This window comes from Gilliamella sp. Fer4-1, assembly GCF_001690515.1.
GTDB classification, from domain to species: Bacteria; Pseudomonadota; Gammaproteobacteria; order Enterobacterales; family Orbaceae; genus Gilliamella; species Gilliamella apicola_C.
In genome coordinates this window covers 1-7,837 of the sequence record NZ_LZGZ01000189.1, presented here as the reverse complement: position 1 = coordinate 7,837, position 7,837 = coordinate 1, and the positions used below count along the sequence as shown (strand labels likewise).

The 7,837-nt window shown below is 35.1% G+C and carries 6 protein-coding genes and 1 CRISPR repeat array; of the genes, 4 read left to right on the top strand and 2 right to left on the bottom strand.

What is annotated here, in order from left to right; all coding sequences use genetic code 11:
• Positions 1 to 116: 116 nt before the first annotated feature.
• From csy1 to cas6f, 4 genes are read left to right on the top strand one after another with little or no spacing between them, the layout of a single operon-like run.
• Positions 117 to 1,484, top strand: coding sequence for a type I-F CRISPR-associated protein Csy1 (gene csy1 / locus A9G30_RS06470; protein WP_065588421.1), 1,368 nt, complete (start codon positions 117 to 119; stop codon positions 1,482 to 1,484).
• Positions 1,484 to 2,407: a type I-F CRISPR-associated protein Csy2 gene (gene csy2, locus A9G30_RS06465; RefSeq protein WP_065588420.1), complete on the top strand. Its 924-nt coding sequence runs from the start codon at positions 1,484 to 1,486 to the stop codon at positions 2,405 to 2,407. The genes csy1 and csy2 overlap by 1 nt, the downstream gene beginning before the upstream one ends.
• A gap of 35 nt (positions 2,408 to 2,442) precedes the next feature.
• Positions 2,443 to 3,453: a type I-F CRISPR-associated protein Csy3 gene (csy3, locus tag A9G30_RS06460; RefSeq protein WP_065588419.1), complete on the top strand. Its 1,011-nt coding sequence runs from the start codon at positions 2,443 to 2,445 to the stop codon at positions 3,451 to 3,453.
• Positions 3,454 to 3,458: 5 nt separating this feature from the next.
• Complete coding sequence (gene cas6f, locus A9G30_RS06455; protein WP_065588418.1) at positions 3,459 to 4,028, top strand: type I-F CRISPR-associated endoribonuclease Cas6/Csy4; 570 nt, start codon at positions 3,459 to 3,461, stop codon at positions 4,026 to 4,028.
• Between the two features lie 137 nt (positions 4,029 to 4,165).
• Positions 4,166 to 4,613: direct repeats of the CRISPR family, unit length 28 nt; unit sequence GTTTACTGCCGCATAGGCAGTTTAGAAA.
• Positions 4,614 to 4,669: 56 nt separating this feature from the next.
• On the opposite strand, the gene flhA is transcribed toward cas6f, so the two are convergent.
• Together flhA and flhB are read right to left on the bottom strand one after the other, a co-directional pair.
• Positions 4,670 to 6,757: a flagellar biosynthesis protein FlhA gene (gene flhA / locus A9G30_RS06450; RefSeq protein ID WP_065588417.1), complete on the bottom strand. Its 2,088-nt coding sequence runs from the start codon at positions 6,755 to 6,757 to the stop codon at positions 4,670 to 4,672.
• Between the two features lie 17 nt (positions 6,758 to 6,774).
• On the bottom strand, positions 6,775 to 7,837 hold a 1,063-nt coding region (flhB, locus tag A9G30_RS06445; RefSeq protein WP_065588416.1), incomplete at its 5' end, for a flagellar biosynthesis protein FlhB.

Here is a 7,837-nt window from a genome sequence, read left to right as displayed (position 1 = left end):
ATATATACTTGGTACTAAAAATTATTAATTTAATTGTCTCTAAAAATTAATTTTTTACAAAAAAAATTTGTATTTAAAGACGTTTAATTTCATATATGAATATATGAGGAGGGTAAATGGATCGTATTTGTCGGCAAGATATCAGAAAATCTATAGAACATATTCTTGCAATATTTAATAGTGAGGAATATGACGAATTATTATCAAAGTTAGAAAAAGCAAAATCATCAGAAGATGTTAATTCAATAGTTCAATATGAATCACAAATAAAAGAGTTAAGTAAAAATTTTGAATTTGATATTTGGATGGAATCTTTTATTAATGAAAAAGTAAAAGGTATATCGGTTGTAACCCATTGTGGAAAAGGGGTTCATTCAGCAATTAAAAATTGTAATATTAACTATATTTTACAAGCTAAGCCGAAGTTTCAAGGTTACATATCGTCAGCAACTCCACTAAATTTGTCTTTTGATTGTACAAATAATGCAGCTAGGCAAACTAGTGTTTTTAAGTTTTTTAATCAAATAGTAAAAGATGATATTACTTTATTTCAATTAATCATAACAGCGCATCCAGAAGTATTAAATGCGTTATCTGATGATCATCATAAAGCCAACCAATATTTTGATGCATTAAAAAAAGCTATTTCAAATAATTTTGAAAATCTTAAATCTTCTGATTTAAATAAGCAAATTTTTTGGCCTAATAGTGAAGATAGTTATTTTTCTCAACAAGAAAATAATTATCGTTTATTAATGCCATTACATCCTAATTCTCTTTGTTATGAAGTTTTTCAAAAGATTCAGGCAAGATATTCGGAAGAAAATACACAGCGTTCAAATGAAAAAGATATAGAATATAATTCTTATTTTTCTTTTAAAGATTTAGCTGTGTTGAAACTAGGTGGAACCAAGCCTTTGAATGTAGGGCAACTTAATCAAATCCAAAATGGAAGAAATTTTTTATTACCCTCTATGCCTCCTATATTTGAAAAATCTCAATTCCCATCGATTTCTAAACAACAAAAAACTATTTTTAATAATGCACTACAATATTTTTGTCGATTTGGCTTTAAATTACTATTTGATATGGTTGAATCGCCAAAAAATATTGTAGAAGAACGAGATGACCGTAAAGATGCGTTTTCGGTGATTTTATCATTACTACTTAAGTTTGCTCGCCATATTCAAACTACTCTTCCTGCAGGTTGGAGCCGTGATTATTCTTTCGATTTTAATCAAAAACTTTGGCTAGATCCTAGACGCGCTGATTTAGAGGATGAAGAAAATTTTAAAAACCAGTATGAACAAGGTTCTTGGCAAAAAGAGCTAGAAAAACAATTTGCTTCTTGGATTCAAAAGATTTTAAAAAATAAATTCAAAAATATTGAAAAACAATTTGATGATGTTGAATATAGTGAATGGCGAAGTGAATTTAATGCAGCGGTAAAAGCGAGCCAACGCAAAAGAGAGGGGATATTTTAATGGCATCATTACGTTATTATTTATTATTTGATCATGTCAAAATCCATAATGCCAATGCAATTTCTAGCCCATTAACGTATGGATTTCCGGCGATTTCAGGATTTTTAGGGGCGATTCATGCTTTAAGTCGAAAAATTGAATCAGAAAATCCAATCTATTTAGATGGTGTGTTAATTGCATGTCATGAATGTGATGTACAAGTTTATCGACCAAACAACTATGCGGATTATACTTTTCGATTAACACGCAATCCACTCTCTAAAAATGGTAGTACTCGTTCCATTATTGAAGAAGGGCGAGTTCATCTAGATGTTTCATTGCTTGTCGAGGTAAAAATTGAAGATCGTGAAACATTAGATGATGCAGATGAGCAGCAAGCATTCATCCAACAGATGAAACAAAAACTTTACCAGCAACGCGTTGCTGGTGGGCACGTTGTTGATATTGAATCAGTCGCGCTATATTCTGCATCAGGATCAAATAAAAACTTAATCAATGCACTATTACCCGCATTTGTTTTAGTTGAAGCACCACAAGATTTGCAAGATATTACTGCTGAATTACAGCAACAAGATCCTAATGCTACCGCACTGGATGCATTAATTGAAACAGCAATGCTACACCATAATCCGCAAGAAGATGGGCATTGGCAAACAACGTCGGTTAAGCAAGATCGTGGTTGGCTTGTTCCTTTACATTTGGGCTATCAAGCAATTTCGCCGCTGTTTGCCGCAGGTAAGGTTGAACATGCACGCAGTAATGAACATGCCACGCAATTTGTGGAGTGTATATATGGGCTGGGTAAATGGGTCTTTCCTTTGCGTTTGCAAAAGAATTTATCACAAGCTTTTTGGCGTTATCAATGTAGTCAATTACAATCAAATGATGCAGAAATTTATATTATCAATCAAGAAACCAATTAAGTAAATTTAGAAAATTATAGAATAAGGAATACATTATGAGTAAAGATAAAATCACCACCGCCAGCGTACTTGCTTTTGAACGTAGTTTTGATATTTCAGATGCGATTTTTGCACAGCAGGATCCTAAAGATAGCAATAAATTATCCTCTGTTGTGGTCACTGAAAAATCAGTGCGAGGCACTATTTCAAATCGCCTTAAAAATGCAGTAGCCAACGATCCAACCAAATTAGATGCTGAAATACAAAAACCAAATTTACAGACAGTTGATGTTGCAGCATTAGATGCCGATAAAGAGACTTTAGTGATTAAATGGAGCTGTAAAGTATTACCTTTTTTAGGTAAACCGTCGGTATGTAATGAAATTGAATATCAAGAAGCGTTAGAAAAAACAACGCAAGATTATATCCAAACACAAGGGTTGACTGCGTTGGCTAAACGTTATGCCATTAATATCTTAAATGGTCGTTGGTTATGGCGTAACCGTATGGCAGCGGAGCAAATTAGCTTATCGATTACTCGAAAAGATGATAAAAAATCAATGATTGACGTCAATGATGTTAAACAATATCAACTTAACTCATTTGATTATGATGATAAATCGGTAAATGATCTTGCTAAACTGATTGAAGCAGGATTATCCGGTAAAGAGTTTGTGATTTTTAACGTTGAAGCCAAACTAAAAATGGGCTTAGGTCAAGAAGTCTACCCATCACAAGAATTAATTTTAGATACAGGTAAAACAAAAAGCAAAGTACTCTACGAAAAAAATAAACAAGCGGCCATGCATTCACAAAAAGTTAGTAATGCCATTCGAACTATCGATACTTGGTATGACGATAATGCACAATTTCCAATAGCGATAGAACCGTATGGCTCGGTCACTTCAATGGGGCACGCTTTCCGTCAACCAAAACAGAAGTTAGATTTTTATACTTTGTTTGATAATTGGGTATTAAAAGGTGAAAAACCAACGCTTGAGCAGCAACATTATGTGATTGCGGTATTAATTCGTGGTGGTGTCTTTGGTGCTAGTGGCAAGGAGTAAATAATATGCACTCACACTATTTAGAGTTGCGAGCGATTTCGCAAATTGAAATCACCGAGGTGGATGTGATGAATCAAGTGATGCAGTCCCTCCACCAAATTTTGGTGAATCATCAAGGAAATATTGCAATAAGTTTTCCTTGCTATAATGTGCACCGAACATTAGGCGGAGTAATTCGCTTATTTGGTACCGAGCAGGAGCTACAAAACCTTAAAGCAGATATACAGCAAAAATCATCAATTAGTGATTATGCTTTACTGATGTCTATTGAAGCTATTCCCGTTACGATAAAAGGTTATTTACGTTTAATTCGTATTCATCCAAAAGGGCAAAGCGCATTGAGGCGTGCTGAAAAACGATTAACAGCACAAGGTAAATGGTCGGCAGAGGTTAAACAAAAAATGATAGAAAAATGGGGAAGCGTTAATTTGCAATATCCTCATATTCACCTTGCCAGTAAAAGTACAGGGCAAAAGTTTATTTTGTGGTTAAAACAAGAAAAATGCTTAAAGCCTGTATCAGGTACATTTAATAGTTATGGGTTAAGCCAAACAGCTACCGTTCCCGATTTTTAAATTGGCAACCCTTTTTTTGAAGCTAATTTTAACTAATTGATTATTATAGATATTAATATGAGATCAAAAAAAGGGTAAAAATAAGGTAAAATATCAAAAGCTCTTTTACAATAAGGCAATTTTGCAAAAAAACTCTAGTTTACTGCCGCATAGGCAGTTTAGAAATGCTTGTAGGCCTCTTTATCTTCCACAGCTTCGTTTACTGCCGCATAGGCAGTTTAGAAAATCCCGAACGCATAGGGTTATCAGTGGCTTATGTTTACTGCCGCATAGGCAGTTTAGAAATTTTTTTGAGCGTGATTTGGAGTGATATTAAGGTTTACTGCCGCATAGGCAGTTTAGAAAGTTCGCAACATTCCTAGGGGAATATTACGAAAGTTTACTGCCGCATAGGCAGTTTAGAAATCATCATCCAAAGTATTTTCAACACTTTTTGAGTTTACTGCCGCATAGGCAGTTTAGAAAAGAATTAATTCTTGGAAACATTGAATCCCCTTGTTTACTGCCGCATAGGCAGTTTAGAAAATTTAAAGCGGCTTGGAAACTCATTAATGATCGTTTACTGCCGCATAGGCAGTTTAGAAAAAAGTGTTTCTAGTTTTTATTAACTGAAACACTTTATTATTAGTATCATCAAGTAACTATTCTGCGCCAATTTGTGTACTCATTTTTATCTCTCGATTATCGGCGATTTCTAAATTTGACAATACGGCTAATTGAGGAAAATTCTGACGTAAAAATTGTGATAACATCGGTCTTAGTGTATGGTTCACTAATAATACTGGTGGAGCACCGATTGCTTCTTGTTGATTAATGGCTTGCTTAACTTGCTCTATGATATGCTCAGCTAGTCCTGGCTCAAAATTGCTTGTATTTTGTAGAGCTTGTAGTAATAAGCGTTCTAAATTGATATTTAATCCTATTACACTGATTGGATCTGAACCTGGAAACCATTGTTGGGTGATAACTCTGCCTAAAGCCATTCTGACCATACTAAGTAATTGATAAGCATCATTTTGGGGAGGCGCATGTTCACAGATTGTTTCAATAATGGTACGCATGTCACGAATTGATACTTTTTCGGCGATCAAGTTTTGTAATATTTTATGAAAAGTGGTTAGTGTAATAACCCCAGGGATAAAATCTTCCACTAGTTTTGGAATATCTTGTTTGATTCTTTCAAGCAACTCTTGGGTTTCTAAGCGTCCTAATAGATCGCTGGCAAATTGTTGTAATAAATGATTAAAATGAGTGGCAATCATGGTACTTGTATCCACAACAGTGTAACCTAATATTTGTGCATTTTCCTTATTGCTTTCATCAATCCATATTGCAGGTAATCCAAAGGCGGGTTCAGTTGTTGGAATACCTTCGATAGTTTCGGTGACATTACCCGGATTAATAGCTAACCATTTATTATTAACAATTTCACCTTTGCCGATTTCGCCACCTTTGATAAATATCTTATATTGATAAGGTGCTAATGAAAGATTGTCTCTTATATGAACTTGGGGCGGTAAAAATCCCAGTGTTTGCGCAAATTTTTTGCGTAAACTGCGGATCCGACTGAGCAATTCACCGTTTTCGGTTTGATCTACCATAGGGATAAGCCCATATCCTACTTCCATTGCTAATATATCTTCAATATTAACATCTGACCACGTCGCTTCGATATTGGTTGGTGTAGTTGCTTGTGCATTAACTTGTTTGGGTTGCGTTGTTTGTTGTGTTTTTCTCTGTTTAGTTAGCCACCAAGAAAGTGATGATAAAATAGCGGTAAAGAGTAAAAATACTAAATTGGGCATACCAGGAATTAGCCCAAGTAAACCAATGACAACCGCGGTTAAAATTAATACTTGTGGATTGTTAAATAGCTGGCTGAGCATTTGTTCGCTGATATTGTCTTGTGATGATACACGCGTTACAATTACACCAGCTGCTGTTGAAATGATTAATGAAGGAATTTGCGCAACTAACCCATCACCAATAGTGAGTAATACATAGGTTTTACTCGCATCAGATAGTGTCATATCATGTTGGATAACTCCAACGAGTAACCCTCCAATAATGGTAATTGCCATTATCAATAACCCAGCGATAGCATCGCCACGGACAAATTTACTGGCACCATCCATTGAGCCATAAAAATCTGCCTCTTGACTTACTTCAGCTCGGCGTGCTTTGGCCTCGTCTTCTCCTATTAAGCCAGCGTTAAGATCGGCATCAATAGCCATTTGTTTACCTGGCATACCATCTAAAGCAAAGCGTGCACCAACTTCAGCTATTCTACCTGCCCCCTTGGTGATGACCATAAAGTTAATGATAACTAAAATGATAAATACGACGATACCGATAGCAAAATTACCACCAACCAAAAAGTGCCCAAAGGCTTCAATAACTCGCCCAGCTGCAGCGCTACCCGTATGCCCTTTTAGTAATACCACTCGTGTCGATGCAACGTTTAACGATAGCCTTAGTAAAGTTGCAAACAATAAAACAGTTGGAAATGCGGCAAAATCAAGCACGCGTTTAGTAAATAATGCCACAATTAATATAATAATTGATAACGCAATATTAAACGTAAAAAATAGATCTAAAATAAATGCCGGAAGTGGTAATACCATCATTGAAAGAATCAATAAGATTAGCATTGGGCCAGCTAAGATCTGATAATGTCCACTCTTTAATGTATTTATTGATAATAAAGTTAGTAGTTTAGATTTAATCATAAGATTAGTAATTACCTTTATTTATTTTCGGATAATGATTCAGGTACAGGTAAATTATTCGGCACAGGTGGTTTATCACCGCCGTATTTATGCCAATGTTTTAATTGATATACCCAAGCTAATATTTGTGCGACAGCAGTATATAATTCAGTTGGAATCGTTTCCCCTATTTCGCCATGGCGATATAAAGCCCGCGCAAGAGGAGGGGCTTCTAATTGGGGAATGTCATGTTTATTAGCAATTTCTTTAATGCGCAGTGCAAGTTTGTCAGTACCTTTTGCCAATAACTTTGGTGCAATCATTGTTTTTTCATCATATTGCAGAGCAACGGCGTAATGGGTTGGGTTGGTAACAATGACATTGGCTTTTGGCACATCTTTCATCATTCGTCGCCTAGCAATTGCTTGTTGCATTTGGCGAATACGTCCTTTAATTTGCGGATTTCCCTCTTGCTCTTTAAACTCATCTTTAATTTCTTGTTTTGACATTTTCAGTTTTTTTAAATTGCTCCATATTTGATGAAAGATGTCAAAACCCACCATGGGTATTAACGATATAACGCTTAGTATTGCGCAAAGGATCACTAACTGTATTGCTTTAGCTAGTGCATCATTTAAATACATATGGGGCAACGAAAGCATGTCAGGAAAATGGTGCATTAAAAACAATGTTGAAGTGATAGCAATTAAAATAACTTTAAGTATACTTTTTAGTAACTCAGAAAAAATTTTAGTACTAAATAACCTACTCAACCCAGATATTGGATTGAGTTTTTTAAAATTTGGTTTAATTGATTGTAGGCTAAAAAGCAATCCCCCCACACAAAGTGGTGCAAAGAGAGCAATAATCACTAAACCCAAAAAAATTGGCGCAATTGACAAAAAACCATGGGTGAATGAGTTAACTAAATTGGAGATGATTAACTTCTCATCTTTGACTTTGTACGAAAACTTCATTGCCGTTTTTATGATTGCGATTAACTGGTTAACTAAATATGAGCCCATCAACCAAAATAACATCGTACCGATTAACAAGATTAATAACGAAGTTAATTCACGAGATCGAGGGATCTGTCCTTTT